The organism is Bizionia sp. M204, from assembly GCF_023205095.1.
Lineage (GTDB): Bacteria > Bacteroidota > Bacteroidia > Flavobacteriales > Flavobacteriaceae > Algorimicrobium > Algorimicrobium hallyeonense.
Window position 1 is genome coordinate 3286402 of record NZ_CP046242.1, and the last position, 16408, is coordinate 3302809.

Consider the following 16408-nt stretch of genomic DNA (forward strand, 5'->3'; position numbering starts at 1 on the left):
AAAAAGCATATAGAAGATTATGTCAACACACGCAGATACTCACGCTCACGACGACGATCACGGACATCATCATAAGGAAACGTTCATGACTAAATACATTTTTAGTCAGGACCATAAAATGATTGCGAAGCAGTACCTTATTACAGGTACACTTATGGGAATTATAGGTGTTTTAATGTCTATCATGTTCCGTATTCAAATTGCTTGGCCAGAAGAACCTAATGTGTTATTTGAAGCTTTACTAGGTAAGTGGGCTCCAGGTGGTGTTATGGATGCTGATATTTATTTAGCATTAGTAACTATTCATGGTACTATTATGGTATTCTTTGTACTAACAGCGGGTTTAAGTGGAACTTTTAGTAACCTGTTAATTCCATTGCAAATTGGTGCACGAGATATGGCGTCAGGTTTCCTAAACATGGTTTCCTACTGGTTATTTTTCTTATCAAGTATCTTAATGGTTTGCTCTTTGTTTGTAGAAGCAGGACCTGCAGCTGCGGGTTGGACAATATATCCGCCACTATCCGCATTGCCAATGGCACAAGGTGGTTCCGGAATGGGTATGACAATCTGGTTAATATCTATGGCTATCTTTATTGCTTCCTCGTTATTAGGATCATTAAATTACGTAGTTACAGTTATTAATTTACGTACTAAAGGCATGTCCATGACGCGCTTACCATTAACAATTTGGGCGTTCTTTGTAACGGCTATTATCGGTATCGTATCATTCCCTGTATTATTTGCAGCGGCTTTATTATTAATAATGGATAGAAGTTTTGGAACATCATTCTTCTTATCAGATATATTTATCCAAGGTGAAGTATTACATTATCAAGGTGGATCACCAGTGTTATTTGAACACTTATTTTGGTTCTTAGGACACCCAGAAGTGTATATTGTAATTCTTCCTGCTATGGGATTAGTTTCTGAAATTATGGCAACCAACTCACGTAAACCTATCTTTGGTTATCGTGCCATGATTGCTTCCATTTTAGCAATTGCATTTCTATCAACTATTGTTTGGGGACACCATATGTTTGTATCTGGTATGAACCCGTTCTTAGGATCAGTATTTACATTTACAACACTATTAATTGCTATCCCTTCGGCCGTTAAAGCCTTTAACTGGATAACCACAATTTGGAAAGGAAATATTCAAATGAATACAGCCATGCTGTTTTCTATAGGATTTGTTTCTACATTTATATCTGGTGGTTTAACAGGTATTATTCTAGGTGATAGTGCTTTAGATATTAACGTTCATGATACATACTTCGTAATTGCGCATTTCCACTTGGTAATGGGTATATCAGCATTGTATGGTATGTTTGCAGGTATTTATCATTGGTATCCAAAAATGTTTGGACGTATGATGAACAAAAAAATGGGATACATCCACTTTTGGATAACAGCTATTTGTGCTTACGGTGTTTTCTTCCCAATGCACTTTATTGGAATGGCAGGTTTACCAAGACGTTATTATACGAACTCGGCGTTTCCATTATTTGATGATTTAGCAAATGTGAATGTGGTCATTACAATCTTCGCTATTATTGGTGGAATTGTACAGATTGTTTATTTATATAATTTCTTTGCTAGTATGTTTTATGGTAAGAAAGCAGAACAAAATCCATGGAAATCTACTACTTTAGAGTGGACTGCTCCAGTAAAACATATTCATGGAAACTGGCCAGGTGCTATTCCACATGTTTACCGTTGGCCTTATGATTACAGTAAGCCAGGTCACGATGTCGATTTTGTGCCTCAAAACGTTCCGTTATTGGAAGGTGAAGAAGAGTTACATCACTAAACAATTCCCTTTTAAAAAGGGAGCTCATAATAACATTTATCATATCAAAGCCTTTCTATTAATTTAGAAAGGCTTTTTAGTTTTTTGATATAAATGTATTGTACACTTCGTATATTTGTTTATGAAGTTTTAATTTTGATTAATAAATACGATTCCCCTTTTCATGGGAACTGAACATGAACGAAAACCTAGATCCTACAAACGAAAATTTTTCACCGGAAGAAAATGACGTCGAGAAAAAGTTAAGACCGTTATCATTTGATGACTTTACAGGTCAAGATCAAGTATTGGAAAATCTTCAAATATTTGTTCAAGCCGCTAACGGTCGGGAAGAAGCTTTGGACCATACCTTATTTCACGGACCTCCAGGATTAGGAAAAACTACTTTAGCCCATATTTTGGCTAGCGAATTAGGCGTGAGTATTAAAGTTACATCAGGACCTGTTTTAGATAAACCAGGCGATTTAGCTGGACTACTTACCAACCTAGATGAACGCGATGTGCTATTTATTGATGAAATCCATCGGTTAAGTCCTATTGTGGAGGAATACTTGTATTCGGCTATGGAAGACTATAAAATCGATATTATGATTGAGTCTGGACCAAATGCTAGAACTGTTCAGATAAATCTAAACCCCTTTACCTTAATTGGTGCTACAACACGTTCCGGATTATTAACAGCGCCAATGCGTGCGCGTTTTGGAATCCAAAGTCGTTTACAGTATTATAACACGGAATTATTAACGACCATCGTGCAAAGAAGTGCTTCTATTTTAAACGTTCCCATTTCTATGGAAGCTGCTGTTGAAATAGCCGGAAGAAGCCGTGGAACACCGCGTATTGCTAACGCATTACTGCGTCGTGTTCGTGACTTTGCGCAAATTAAAGGAAATGGTAATATTGATATTAATATTGCGCGTTTCGCTTTGGAAGCTTTACATGTAGATGCGCATGGTTTAGACGAAATGGACAATAAAATCTTAACAACCATAATTGATAAGTTTAAAGGTGGTCCTGTTGGAATTACAACATTAGCAACAGCCGTTAGTGAAAGTGCTGAAACAATTGAAGAAGTATATGAACCCTTTTTAATTCAACAAGGCTTCATCATGCGGACACCGCGTGGTCGTGAAGTTACGGAACAAGCCTATAAACATTTAGGACGGGTAAAAGGGCCTACTCAAGGCGGACTATTCTAATAATTCTTAATTTTGAAATCTAAAAAGCAAATACCGACGGTTCCATTAAGTAAATTCATTGGTAATTCTCTGGAGATTCTCAAAAACCCCCTACCTTTTCATCATAAGAATTTTACCGAACAAGGCGATGTTTTCCGATTAAAAATTGGCTTTTCAAATAGCGTTGTTTTTGTTCGCAATGCTGCCTTTGCTGAATATGTGTTGCAAACCAATCAAAAGAATTATAAAAAATCTAAAATCCAAACCGAAGATTTAGTCAAATATGTTGGCAAAGGTTTGTTGACAGCTGAAGGTGAACATTGGAAAAAACAACGAAAACTTATTCAGCCTGCTTTTCATAAGAAGCAATTACAATCGCTTTTAGATAGTATAAAAAACGCCATTCTTTCGGAATATAGAAAGATTGAACCAAATCAGGTTATGGATGTGTTTCCCATTTTAAATGATTTAGCATTTCAAACCGTTGTAAAATCACTATTCAGTAGTGCCGCCAATCAAGATGATATTAATCGCTTACAATATATCACGGAAGCTGCTCAAAAAATGCTGGTTAAAGAATTACGTCAACCGTATTTAGGTTGGTGGTTTACATGGAGTGGAGAAATTGAAAAGCACCTAAAATTAACGGACGAAGCACGCCAAATTTTAAAGCGAATTGTTGCCGAACGTCGCGAATCACAAGTAAAAGAAAACGATTTGTTGGATATGCTTTTGGATGCCAAATATGATGATGGGAATTCCATGGAAGAAGAACAGTTGATTGATGAAATTTTAATTTTATTTACAGCCGGACATGAAACCACCTCCAATGCGCTCACATTTACAACACAATTGCTCGCATTACATCCAGAATGGCAAGAACAAATTTATAACGAACGGGTAGAAATACAAGAACAAAGCAGCGACTTAATGAATTTGGTTACGCAATCTAAAATCTGTCAGCAAGTTGTTGAAGAAGCCATGCGTTTGTATCCACCGGTTTATTTTATAGATCGCGTAAATATAGAAGCAGATAGTTTTAATGAATTAGACTTTGAAGCAGGGTCTAATTTGTTGTTTTCGGTTTATGAAATGCATCGTCATCCCGATTTATGGGAACAACCAAACCATTTTAATCCCGAACGTTTTAGTGAAGGAAGTCGGAAATTCTCATCGCAATATTTCCCTTTTGGAGCAGGACCACGAAAATGTATTGGAAACAATTTTGCTATGTTTGAAATGATTATTGCCATTTCAGAATTAACAGCTATGTATAAAATTCATCCGCAATTTGATACGATTGATATTACACCATTAATCACGCTAAAACCTAAAAACGCTTTGCTTACATTTGAAAGACGTTCATAACTAAAATCAAAATTTTTAAGCTTAAAGCTAACTAATCATAAAGCTAAAACCGGTAAGTGACCAATACATCCAAATACAGTCAGATTATAAAAACGGAAGCCAAACGTCTTGGGTTTTTGTCTTGTGGCATCAGTCAAGCTGGTTTTTTGGAAACAGAAGCTCCACGTTTGGAAACTTGGCTGAACAAAAACATGAATGGCGAAATGTCCTACATGGAAAATCATTTTGATAAGCGTCTAGATCCAACCAAACTTGTGGAAGGCTCTAAAAGTGTGGTTTCTTTATTGTTAAATTACTATCCGTCGGGAACCCAAAAAGAGGACACCTACAAATTGTCTAAATATGCTTACGGAACCGATTACCATTTCATTATAAAAGATAAATTAAAAACGCTTTTACACACTATTCAAGAAGAAATCGGGGAAGTTGGTGGTCGCGCTTTTGTAGATTCGGCGCCAGTTTTAGATAAAGCTTGGGCCGCAAAATCCGGTTTGGGATGGATTGGTAAACACTCCAATTTATTAACGCAGCAAGTGGGTTCTTTTTATTTTATAGCTGAACTTATTATCGATTTAGAATTGGAATATGATACCGTTACCACGGATCATTGCGGTAACTGCACCAAATGCATAGATGCCTGTCCAACCCAAGCTATTACAGAACCCTATGTGGTAGATGGCAGTAAATGTATTTCCTATTTTACCATTGAATTAAAAGAAAATATTCCAACCGAATTTAAAGGTCAGTTTAACGACTGGATGTTTGGTTGCGATATTTGCCAAGACGTTTGTCCATGGAATCGGTTTTCAAAAGCACATAGCGAGCCGCTTTTCAATCCACACCCTGAATTATTGGATATGACCAAAAAAGATTGGGAAGAAATTACCGAGGACACGTTCCGTAAAGTATTTCAAAAATCGGCTGTAAAGCGAACCAAATTTTCAGGACTTACCCGAAATATTGATTTTTTAAAGGATTAGAACGCCATTAAAGTCTCCATCTTTTTTATACTTCTTTTATTCCTAAACTTGTACCTTTGTAAGTCCGATAAAATATTTATATATGAGTAAGCAAAGCAGAAGAAGAGAAGCCTTAGTATATCATGCCAAACCAACACCTGGTAAAATAAAAGTCGTACCAACAAAAAAATACGCCAGTCAGCGGGATTTATCATTAGCCTATTCACCGGGAGTTGCAGAGCCTTGTTTGGAAATTGCAAAAGATATAGATAACGTTTATAAATATACCACCAAAGGAAATTTGGTAGCGGTAATTTCCAATGGAACAGCCGTTTTAGGACTTGGAAATATTGGTCCGGAAGCGTCCAAGCCCGTAATGGAAGGTAAAGGTCTCCTCTTTAAGATATTTGCCGATATTGATGTGTTTGATATTGAAGTGGATACCGAAGATGTTGAAACATTCATTCAAACCGTGAAAATGATTGCACCCACTTTTGGTGGTATCAATTTAGAAGATATTAAAGCGCCTGAAGCCTTTGAAATAGAACGCAGACTAAAAGCCGAATTGGACATTCCAGTCATGCATGACGATCAACATGGAACGGCAATTATTTCAGCTGCCGCTTTATTGAATGCTCTAGAACTTGCTGAAAAAAACATAAAAGATGTTCAGATAGTTATTAGTGGCGCTGGTGCAGCTGCTATTTCTTGCTCACGATTATACCAAGCATTTGGAGCATCACGTGAAAACATGGTTATGCTGGATAGTAAAGGTGTTATTCGCAAAGATCGTGAAACCTTAACACCTGAAAAAGCAGAGTTTGCAACCCATAGAAAAATAGACACGATTGAAGAAGCTATGAACAATGCCGATGTATTTATCGGACTTTCTACTTCAGATATTGTTTCACCAGATATGCTGTTATCTATGGCAGACAATCCTATTGTTTTTGCCATGGCAAATCCAGATCCAGAAATACAATACGATATAGCCATTGCTACGCGTAAAGATATTATCATGGCAACTGGTAGAAGTGATCATCCTAATCAGGTGAACAATGTGCTTGGATTTCCATTTATTTTTAGAGGCGCGTTAGATGTTCGGGCTACTAAAATCAACGAAGAAATGAAAATGGCGGCTGTTATAGCATTGGCCAATTTAGCTAAAGAACCTGTTCCAGAGCAGGTGAATATTGCTTATGGTGAAACACGACTAACATTTGGCCGCGATTATATTATTCCAAAACCTTTTGATCCACGATTAATTTCTCAAGTACCACCAGCAGTAGCCAAAGCAGCTATAGAAAGTGGTGTGGCTAAAAACCCAATTACCGATTGGGATAAATACGAAAATGACCTTTTAGAACGTTCTGGTTCGGATAATAAAATTGTACGATTACTTTTAAATCGCGCTAAATTAAACCCGAAACGTGTGGTGTATGCGGAAGCCGATCATTTAGATGTTTTGAAAGCGGCTCAAATAGCACATGACGAAGGAATTGCCATGCCTATTTTATTAGGAAGACGTTCCGTAATTGAAAAACTAAAAGAAGAAATTGAATTCGATGCCGATGTGCCTATTATCGATCCGAAATCTGATGAAGAAGAGGAGCGCTTAAAAGCCTATGCAAAAGTATATTGGCAACAACGCAAACGTAAGGGTGTTACGTTGTATTCAGCCGAGAAAATGATGCGTGAGCGTAACTATTTTGCTGCTATGATGGTCAATGAAGGTGATGCTGATGCGTTAATTTCTGGATTTTCAAGAAGTTATCCGTCCGTTGTAAAACCTATGTTAGAATTAATTGGTTTGGCACCAGGTTCTACACGAGTGGCAACAACAAATGTAATGATGACACAACGAGGACCGCTATTCTTAAGTGATACGGCTATTAACATCAATCCATCGGCTAGCGATTTAACTAAAATAGCCCAAATGACAGCAGGTGTCGTTAAAATGTTTGGTATGGAACCTGTAATGGCCATGATTTCATATTCAAATTTTGGTTCATCAAAAAATCAAACGGCAACCAAAGTTGGTGAAGCCGTAGCATATTTACACAAAAGACATCCTAATTTATTGGTAGATGGTGAATTGCAAGCCGATTTCGCATTAAATAGTGAAATGCTTCAAGACACCTTCCCATTTTCAAAACTAGCAGGGAAAAAAGTAAATACCCTTATTTTTCCAAATTTAGAATCTGGAAATATTACCTATAAGCTATTGAAAGAATTGAACCAAGCAGACTCCATTGGGCCAATAATGATGGGTATGCGTAAACCCGTTCATATTCTACAATTAGATGCTAGTGTAGACGAAATTGTGAACATGACAGCCATTGCCGTTATTGATGCACAGCAAAAAGAAAAATTAGCAGAAGCACAAAATGGGTGATTCGGTTAGTAAACACCTTTGTTTTGAAAATAATTTTATTACATTTGAGAGTTAATAGAATGTTAATTAATGATTACACATATTCAAGGAAGACTTGTTGAAAAAAGGCCAACAGACGTTGTAATAGACTGCAATGGTGTTGGCTATCATTTAAATATATCACTGCATACTTTTTCGCAAATACCAGAGGGTGAAAATCTTAAGCTGTATACGCATCTTCAAGTTAAGGAGGATTCGCATACCTTGTTTGGCTTTTCATCACTCGCTGAACGTGAAATATTCCGCATGCTTTTATCAGTTAGTGGTATTGGTGCCAGTACCGCGCGTACTATGTTGTCTTCTTTAACACCTGTGCAAGTTCGCGAAGGAATTGCAGTTGGTGATGTAGCATTAATACAATCTATAAAAGGTATTGGAGCCAAGACGGCTCAACGTGTTATTTTAGATTTGAAAGATAAAATTTTGAAAGTCTATGATATTGATGAAAATTCAACAGCACAAAGCAATACAAATAAAGATGAAGCGTTATCTGCTTTAGAAGTTTTGGGTTTTACCAAGAAACAGTCCGAACGCGTTATAGACAAGTTTTTAAGTCAAGAGCCACAAGCAAATGTCGAAACCATTATTAAGCAAGCGCTAAAAAATTTATAATAGATTTTGAATACAACCAACCCTAATTTATATAAATCCTTAAAAAATTACGTACTTGTTGCCAGTGCGCTTTTGTGTTCCGTATTAGCCTGGTCGCAAACAGAACCTGTAGAACAAGATTCAACACAAACCGGGTTTAATTTTGGCAATATGCAAATGCCAAATCCGTCGAGTATTGAGTCTAAATATAAATATGATCCCATAACGGATCGTTATATTTATACAGAAACAGTAGGCGAATTCAATATTAACTATCCCATAATTTTAACACCAGAAGAGTATCAGGATTTAATAGTAAGGCAAAGTTTACAATCGTATTACAAACAAAAAATTGATGCTTTTGATGGTGTCAAAGAAGGTAGCGAGGAAGAACAGAAAAATTTATTACCTGAATTTTATATCAATTCCGGTTTTTTCGAAACTATTTTTGGAAGTAATACTATTGAGGTTATTCCACAGGGTTCGGTAGAAATGGATTTAGGTGTTTTATTTACCAAACAAGATAATCCAGCCTTTTCACCCAGAAATAGAAGTAGTTTCACATTTGATTTTGATCAGCGTATCAGCTTAAGTTTACTCGGTAAAGTAGGAACAAGGTTGCAAGTAACAGCTAATTATGATACCGAATCCACCTTCGATTTTCAAAATTTAATCAAATTAGAATACACACCAACTGAGGATGATATTATTCAGAAAATAGAAGTTGGTAATGTTAGTATGCCACTAAATAGTTCCTTAATTACAGGAGCACAAAGTTTATTTGGTGTTAAAACACAATTACAATTTGGAAGAACAACCATTACTGGTGTGTTCTCTGAACAACGTTCAGACAGGCGAACCGTAGTTGCTCAAGGAGGTGGAACGCTAGAAGAATTTGATTTCTTTGCGCGCGATTATGATGAAAACCGTCACTTCTTTTTAGCGCACTACTTTAGAGATAAATACGATGACGCTTTAGCTAATTATCCGTTTATTAATACCAATGTTCAAATTACCCGTATTGAAGTTTGGGTTACCAATAGAACCAATCGAACGGAAAATGTTCGAAATATTGTCGCACTTCAGGATTTAGGGGAATCAAATCCAAATCCAGCCGCTAATGATATTTTATTAAACCCTATTCCTCCCGGATTTTTAAATGCAGGACCTAATGCATTTCCTGATAACGGAAATAACGATTATGATCCTACAGCCATTGGTTCGGGGTCTGTTTTAAATGATAATATTCGCGACATTGCAACCGCTCAACAAGGTTTTGGAAGTCTTTCAAGTGCTGTTAATGAAGGTTCTGATTATGCGAAATTAGAAAATGCCAGAAAGTTAACGGAAGGTCAAGAATATACTGTTGATACGCAATTAGGTTATATTTCCTTAAATCAACGCTTAAATAATGACGAAGTTGTAGCTGTAGCCTTCCAATATACCGTTGGCGGACAAGTATATCAAGTTGGTGAATTTGCCAATGGAGGTGTAGATCCAACCGGAATTGATAATTCTGGGCCTATTACAACGGTTACAAATAGTACGTTAGTTTTAAAATTATTAAAAAGTCCAATTACAAATGTGCAACAGCCTATTTGGGACTTAATGATGAAAAATATTTATGATACAGGCGCGTATCAATTGAGTCAAGAGGATTTTAAATTGAATATTTTTTATAGTGAAGCTTCACCATTAAATTTTATTTCCCCTGTTGCTGGAACACCATTTCCAGGTTTTGAAGGGAATCCTATTCAGGAAACCACGTTATTACGATTATTTAATTTAGACCGCTTAAACTTTAATAATGATCCGCAAACTAATGGTGACGGATTTTTCGATTTTGTACCGGGAATTACCGTTTTACCACAAAATGGTAAAATTGTTTTTACAAAAGTAGAGCCATTTGGTGAATATTTATTTAACACCTTATCATTATCCAATGCAGAAGATTATAATAATGATTTAACCTATAATGCTAACCAGGCGAAATATGTTTATGATGTACTATATAAGCAAACCAAGGCAGCAGCTTTAGAAGAAGCTGATAAGAACAAGTTTTTATTAAAAGGACGTTACAAATCTGAAGGTGGTGATGGCATTCCAATTGGAGCATTTAATGTGCCTCGTGGTTCGGTTACCGTTACGGCAGGTGGTAGAACGTTAGTGGAAGGTGTAGATTATACCGTAAACTATGGTGCAGGAACGGTTCAAATTTTAGATGAAGCCTTAAAAGCGTCCAATACACCTATTCAAGTTTCAACGGAAAACAATGCGGTTTTTGGCCAGCAAACAAAACGTTTTACGGGTGTAAATGTGGAACATAAGTTTAATGAAAACTTTGTTATTGGTGGTACCTGGTTGCACTTAAACGAACGACCTATTACGCAAAAGGCAAATTACAGTCAAGAGCCTATTAATAATCATATTTTCGGATTTAATGGAAACTACTCTACTGAAGTGCCATTTTTAACCCGTTTAGTAAATAAGCTTCCAAATATTGATACAGATGTTATGTCCAACGTATCGGTTCGTGGTGAGTTTGCTTATTTAGCACCAGGTTCTCCAAAAGGCACTGATTTTCAAGGTGAAGCCACTTCGTACGTGGATGATTTTGAAGGATCGCAAAATAACATCGATTTAAAATCACCACAATCGTGGTTTCTATCTAGTAGACCTCGTGGTATAAACGGTAACAACGATGACCAAAACGGTATTGCTCAAGGTTTTGATCGTGCCATGCTAAACTGGTATACTATTGATCCTATTTTCTATAGCAACAGAAGTCCAGATGGGATTACAGATGATGATATTTCTGATTTATTTACCAGTCGCGTATTTATAAATGAATTGTTTCCAGCCCAAGATATCGCGCAAGGTCAAACAACCGTTCTTTATACTTTGGATTTAGCATACTATCCAACAGAACGTGGTCCTTATAATTTCCAGACAAACAATGTTGATATTCCAAATGGCACTTTAACCAATCCGCAAGACAGTTGGGCAGGGATTACAAGAGGATTAACCTCTACAGATTTTGAACAAGCAAACGTTGAGTATATTGAATTTTGGTTACAAGATCCATTTCAAGAAAATACGACTAATCCAGGAGGTAAATTGGTATTTAATTTAGGTAATATCTCTGAAGACGTTGTTAAAGACGGTCGTAAATTATATGAAAATGGCTTACCAATTGACGGGAACGTTATTGGCGTTTTACCGCAATCGCCTTCTTGGAATACGGTTTATCCGCAAAATCAGTCCTTAATTTATGCCTTTGATACAACTGGAGACGAACGTACTAATCAAGATGTTGGTTATGATGGTTTGAGTGATGATGATGAACGCGCAGTTTTTACAGATTATTCGGCCTTACCGGATCCAGCAAATGACAATTATTCCTACTTTTTAAACGTAGATGGTGATATTTTTCAACGCTATAAAAATTATAATGGTGTAGATGGTAACTCACCAGACACGTTTTCCGATACCAATCGTGGTTCTACAACCCAACCAGATGTTGAAGATGTAAACCGAGATAATACCATGAATACCATAGATAGTTATTATGAGTATGAATTGGATATTAAGCCAGGCGATTTAAATATTAACAATCCATACATTGTTGATATTAAAGAAAATCAAATTAGAAGTCTACCAAACGGACAAACGGTGGTGCCAAAGTGGTATCAATTTAGAATCCCGGTTGATGATATTGATAGAACAGCAATAGGAGGAATTTCCGATTTACGTTCCATTCGTTTTGCTAGAATGTTTTTAAAAGAATTTACCGAGAAAACAGTATTACGTTTTGGAACATTAGATTTAGTGCGTAGCGAATGGCGTCGTTATTCACAAACATTAGATACCGATGAAGGTGATCCCTCTTTAGATAACACCGAATTTTCAGTAGGAGTTGTTAGTACGTTAAAAAATGATGGTAGTTACCAGTCGCCTCCAGGTGTAGATCCAGAAGAGCTTTTTAATAATAATACAGTAGTTAGACAGAATGAACAATCTTTATTATTAGATGTTTGTGGGTTGGAATCTGAAGATGGACGTGCTGTATTTAAAAATATAAATGTGGATATGCGTCAGTACAAACGGTTACGTATGTACATGCACGCAGAGGAAGGTGATCAGCCAGGATTAAATGATGATGATTTATTTGGTTTTATTAGAATGGGTAATGATTTAACTCAAAACTATTATGAAATCATGGTGCCTCTTAAAGTCTCACAAGGCTTTTCAAGAGAAGCCCTTTGGCCAGAAGCCAATCAAATAAATTTACCATTAGAATTACTTCAAGATATAAAATCAAAATCCATAGCAGCTGGAAATATTAGCAGTCTAAATCCAACCTATTATGAGGTTATTGGAGAACAATTAAGTGCCGCAGCTGTCAATCAGTACGATCCATTGCCTGTTGGAATTGGCGATGCCGATAATTATCATCGTATCGCTATTGTTGGTAATCCAAATTTTGGCGATATCCGAACTTTAATGGTTGGTGTTAAAAACAGATCTGCACTTAACAAATGTGCCGTTGTTTGGCTTAACGAATTGCGTTTATCAGATATGGATAGCGAAGGTGGTTGGGCAGCCGTTTTAAGTATGGATTCTAATATAGCAGATTTTGCTAGTGTTAGTGCAACTGGACGTAAAAGTACATCAGGGTTTGGAAGTATAGAACAAGGCCCTCAAGAACGGAGTCGTGAAGATGTTCAGCAGTACGATATAGTAACCAATGTTAATGTTGGTCAGTTACTGCCTGAAAAATGGGGTATTCAAATACCATTTAATTATGGTGTTGGTGAAGAACGCATTACTCCAAAGTATGATGAATTTTATCGGGATATAGAATTGCAAACGCAACTGGATAATAATGTAGATCAAGATTCTATTTTAAATGTCAACGAAAATTTCACCAAACGAAAGAGTATTAATTTCATCGGAGTTCGTAAAATTAGAACCGGGGAATCTGCACCTCGTTTTTATGATGTGGAAAACTTTACCGTTAATTACTCCTTCAATAAAGTAGAACATCGCGATTTTGAAATTGAAAGTGCGGTTGATAAAAATGTAAGAACAGGTGTTAATTACGCCTATAATTTTGCGCCATTAAGTATAGAGCCTTTCAAAAAGAATGATTCCTTATTTATGGGTAAATATTGGAAAATCTTAAAAGACTTTAATATTAATCCTGTACCTGCAAGTTTTACGGTAAATTCTAATATTAATAGGCAGTTTAACAAACAGAAGTTTAGAGAGATAGATTTAGGAGGTGGAAATATTGGTCTTCAAGAATTGTACAGACGTAATTATACTTTTGATTTTGGTTACACCGTAAACTACAATTTAACCAAGTCCTTAACTATGAATTTCACGGCGTCTAACGTGAATATTGTTCGGAATTATTTCAAAAACAATATTCGTAATGGAGAACAAGATCCAAGTTTAGATGTTTGGGATGGTTTCTTTGATGTGGGAGATCCAAACACACAGTATCAACAATTAGGTATTAATTATGAAATACCAATAAACAAAATTCCAACCTTTGCGTTTATTGATGCCACCTATTCCTATAGTGGCGAATTCCAATGGCAAAAAGGATCAGATTTATTTGGCGATTTGGAAGTGGACGGTATAACCTACGATTTAGGAAATACCATTTCCAATGCCAATCAGCACAATCTAAACACAACGTTCAATATGAACAAATTGTATAATTATGTTGGGTTGAAAAAGAAAACTATTCGTAAAACGGCCGCTAACAGTCGTGATGTAAAAAGAACGCCAACACCTCCAGGCCAAGAGAGTCTAGCAAAAGATGGCCCAGTAGCAGATGCTAAAAAAGTATCTAAAAACAATACGGGAACCAAACTTTTAAATACAGGAATTGGCATTGTTACAGCAGTTAAACGTATTCAGTTTAATTACGCCGAAACTAGTGGTACATATTTACCAGGATATTTACAAACTCCAGGATTTATTGGTACTTTAAAACCAACAGCTGGCTTTACATTTGGTAGTCAAAATGATGTTAGAAATATGGCAGCAAGACGTGGTTGGTTAACCTTATATCCTGATTTTAATGATCAGTATCGTGTAAATAAAACACGTCAATTGGATTTTTCTGCAAATATTGAACCTTTCAATGACCTGAAAATTGATATTGTGGGTAACAGAATGTACTCGGAAAACTATACTGAAAATTACCGTGTGAATGATTTAGGGAGCGAATTAGAGTATGAATCCTTAACGCCAAATGCCTTTGGAAACTTTAATATTTCTACTGTATTAATAAAAACAGCATTCACTGCAAGTGATGAAACCCAATCGCAAACATTCAATGAGTTCAGGTCCAACCGATTAAAAGTAGCTAACAGATTAGCCCAAGAATTTTACGGTAATTCTGGCTATGCAGTAGATGCAGAAGGCTATCCGGTAGGATTTGGTAAAAACAGTCAGGCTGTCTTGTTACCATCCTTCTTATCAGCTTATACCGGTCAGAAAGCTGAAAAAGTTTCATTGAGTGCTTTCAGGGATGTGCCAATTCCAAACTGGGATATTAAGTACACAGGATTAATGAATTTAAAATGGTTTAAAGATAAATTTAAGCGTTTTTCTATTGTTCATGGTTACCGTTCTAATTATACTATTAACCAATTCCGTTCCAATTTAGATTACGATGCTGATAACCCAACAGCGGTGGATCAGAGTGGAAATTTCAAGAACGAAAAACTATACAGTAATATTAACTTAAGCGAAATGTTTAGCCCGCTATTCCGTATTGATATGGAAATGAAAAGCTCAATTAAAATTTTGCTTGAAATGAAAAAAGACCGACTTCTTTCATTGAGTTTCGATAATAATTTAATGACAGAAATTCAAGGAAATGAATATATTGTAGGATTAGGTTACCGCATTAAAGATGTTCGAATTAAAACAAAACTAGCAGGACCGAAAAAACGTATTGTTAGCGATTTGAATATGAAAGCAGATGTTTCCGTACGTGATAACAAAACTATTATTAGGTATTTAGATTTGGATAATAACCAAATTACATCTGGTCAGACCATCTGGTCATTAAAATTTTCAACAGATTATGCGTTTAGTAAAAATCTAACTGGAATTTTTTACTTTGATTATGCTTTTTCCGAATACGCAATTTCAACTGCATTCCCACAGACTACTATTCGTTCAGGAATTACTTTAAGATATACATTTGGTAATTAATGCGTATTAGTTTGAAAATATAAAGCGAATAAATACATTTGTAAAAAAATATAATAATTATGAATATTCCAGCCGAATTAAAATATACAAAAGACCACGAGTGGGTTAAGTTAGAAGGAGATGTTGTAACCATAGGTATTACAGATTTTGCACAAAGCGAATTAGGTGATATTGTTTATGTTGAAGTGGAAACTGTAGACGATACATTAGACGCAGATGAGATTTTTGGTTCTGTGGAAGCTGTAAAAACAGTATCTGATTTATTCTTACCAGTAGCTGGTGAAATCATTGAGTTTAATGAAGCTTTAGAGGATGCTCCAGAAACGGTAAATTCAGATCCTTATGGCGCAGGCTGGATGATTAAAGTTAAATGTTCTAACGTATCAGATGTAGACGGACTTATGTCTGCAGATGAATATAAAGAACTTATTGGTGCTTAAAAAGTACGCCTTATTAATTTCTATTGGCTATACCGTTTCGCTATTGGCGTTAAGTTTATTGACATTAGATTTTGATAAGATTGAGGATTTAGTGCCATCATTTAGTGATAAGATTTTCCATTTCGGAGCGTATGCACTATTAACTCTGGTTTGGTTTTATACCCTTACCGTCCATTTCAATTTTACAAAAATTAAAGCTTTACTCATTGTAACCTCTGCTAGTATTGCATTTGGTACAATTATTGAAGTGTTACAAAAAGAATTAACAAACACGCGTACTTTTGATTGGTATGATGTTACAGCAAATATGGGAGGTGTCGTTATTGCGGCTTCTATAGTGCTCTTCTACAAAAAAAGTGACGTTAAATAATATTAATCGTTTGTTT

At 35.9% G+C, this 16408-nt stretch carries 9 protein-coding genes; all 9 read left to right on the top strand.

Annotated features, from left to right (window positions below; genetic code table 11):
- Window positions 1–19 precede the first annotated feature (19 nt).
- The 9 genes from GMA17_RS15025 to GMA17_RS15065 all read left to right on the top strand — a co-directional run bounded on the left by GMA17_RS15025 (window position 20) and on the right by GMA17_RS15065 (window position 16392).
- Complete coding sequence (locus GMA17_RS15025; RefSeq protein WP_248397605.1) at window positions 20–1813, top strand: cbb3-type cytochrome c oxidase subunit I; 1794 nt, start codon at window positions 20–22, stop codon at window positions 1811–1813.
- Between the two features lie 176 nt (window positions 1814–1989).
- Complete coding sequence (gene ruvB, locus GMA17_RS15030; RefSeq protein ID WP_248397607.1) at window positions 1990–3012, top strand: Holliday junction branch migration DNA helicase RuvB; 1023 nt, start codon at window positions 1990–1992, stop codon at window positions 3010–3012.
- Window positions 3013–3024: 12 nt separating this feature from the next.
- The gene (locus GMA17_RS15035; protein WP_248397609.1) at window positions 3025–4359 is read left to right on the top strand and encodes a cytochrome P450; all 1335 of its coding nucleotides are present in this window, start codon (window positions 3025–3027) and stop codon (window positions 4357–4359) included.
- A gap of 56 nt (window positions 4360–4415) precedes the next feature.
- Window positions 4416–5339 (top strand): tRNA epoxyqueuosine(34) reductase QueG, encoded by a 924-nt coding sequence (gene queG, locus GMA17_RS15040; protein ID WP_248397611.1) that lies wholly within the window; start codon window positions 4416–4418, stop codon window positions 5337–5339.
- Window positions 5340–5421: 82 nt separating this feature from the next.
- Window positions 5422–7713 carry an NADP-dependent malic enzyme gene (locus tag GMA17_RS15045; RefSeq protein WP_248397613.1) on the top strand — a complete coding sequence of 764 codons (2292 nt, stop codon included), beginning with the start codon at window positions 5422–5424 and terminating at the stop codon, window positions 7711–7713.
- A 69-nt stretch (window positions 7714–7782) separates the two neighbouring features.
- A complete protein-coding gene (gene ruvA / locus GMA17_RS15050) occupies window positions 7783–8364 on the top strand; it encodes a Holliday junction branch migration protein RuvA (protein ID WP_248397615.1) in 582 nt (193 codons plus the stop codon).
- 6 nt (window positions 8365–8370) lie between these two features.
- The gene (gene sprA / locus GMA17_RS15055; protein ID WP_248397617.1) at window positions 8371–15582 is read left to right on the top strand and encodes a cell surface protein SprA; all 7212 of its coding nucleotides are present in this window, start codon (window positions 8371–8373) and stop codon (window positions 15580–15582) included.
- Window positions 15583–15641: 59 nt separating this feature from the next.
- Complete coding sequence (gene gcvH, locus GMA17_RS15060; protein WP_248397619.1) at window positions 15642–16022, top strand: glycine cleavage system protein GcvH; 381 nt, start codon at window positions 15642–15644, stop codon at window positions 16020–16022.
- Complete coding sequence (locus GMA17_RS15065; protein ID WP_248397621.1) at window positions 15994–16392, top strand: VanZ family protein; 399 nt, start codon at window positions 15994–15996, stop codon at window positions 16390–16392. Before gcvH ends, GMA17_RS15065 begins: the two co-directional genes overlap by 29 nt.
- The last annotated feature ends 16 nt before the right edge of the window (window positions 16393–16408 follow it).

What these genes read in the sequence shown, in the direction of transcription:
- GMA17_RS15025 (WP_248397605.1), top strand. Translation starts at nt 20, where the DNA reads ATGTCAACACACGCAGATACTCACGCTCACGACGACGATCACGGACAT.
- ruvA (WP_248397615.1), top strand. Translation starts at nt 7,783, where the DNA reads ATGATTACACATATTCAAGGAAGACTTGTTGAAAAAAGGCCAACAGAC.
- GMA17_RS15065 (WP_248397621.1), top strand. Translation starts at nt 15,994, where the DNA reads ATGAATATAAAGAACTTATTGGTGCTTAAAAAGTACGCCTTATTAATT.
- GMA17_RS15045 (WP_248397613.1), top strand. Translation starts at nt 5,422, where the DNA reads ATGAGTAAGCAAAGCAGAAGAAGAGAAGCCTTAGTATATCATGCCAAA.
- gcvH (WP_248397619.1), top strand. Translation starts at nt 15,642, where the DNA reads ATGAATATTCCAGCCGAATTAAAATATACAAAAGACCACGAGTGGGTT.
- ruvB (WP_248397607.1), top strand. Translation starts at nt 1,990, where the DNA reads ATGAACGAAAACCTAGATCCTACAAACGAAAATTTTTCACCGGAAGAA.